Below are 643 nucleotides of genomic sequence, written 5' to 3'. Positions count from 1 at the left end.
CGGCGCGGGTGTGCACGGCCATCCGATGCGCCGACACTGCCGAGGCTCCGGCCAGCGCGGCCGCGGCCTGGTCGAGGGTCGCGCCGCATTCGAGGGCCACGGCCACCGCCGCCAGTGCGTTCCCCACCTGATGCTCTCCGTGCACTGCCAAGGTGACGGGTACCGACCGCTCGCTCTGTGCGCCGGGGCCGGAGTGCACCGCGCCGTTCCGGACGACCAGGGTGAACGACGCCCGGGCCTGGTCGTCGAGGTGGATGTCTTCGGCTCGGAGATCGGCCGACGGTCCGCTGCCCACCCACACGACCCGCGCCCGCGTCCGGTCGGCCATCTTCGCCACCAGTGGATCGTCCGCGTTGAGGATCGCGACCCCGCCGTCGGCGGCGGACGGCAGCGCCTCCACGAGTTCACCCTTGGTCCGGGCGATGACCTCCTGGGATCCGAACTCACCGAGATGAGCGGTGCCCACGTTGAGCACCACCCCGATGCGTGGCGGTGCGATCTCGGCGAGCGCCGCGATGTGCCGGGGTCCGCGCGCCGACATCTCGAGCACGAGAAATCGGGTGTCTGCGGTGGCGCGCAGCGCGGTCCACGGGTGCCCGAGCTCGTTGTTGAACGATCCCGGCGGCGCGACGACCCGACCGAG

General features: G+C 72.5%; 1 protein-coding gene. It reads right to left on the bottom strand.

From position 1 onward, the window contains the following. Window positions 1–643: Mur ligase family protein (locus Q8814_RS26400; RefSeq protein WP_330154860.1), on the bottom strand; the 643-nt coding region annotated here is incomplete at both ends.

The sequence above is a fragment of the Rhodococcus chondri genome (assembly GCF_036327435.1).
Taxonomy (GTDB): Bacteria; Actinomycetota; Actinomycetes; order Mycobacteriales; family Mycobacteriaceae; genus Rhodococcus; species Rhodococcus chondri.
Note: the sequence above shows the minus strand (reverse complement) of the source record. Positions and strands in the feature narration are given on the sequence as shown.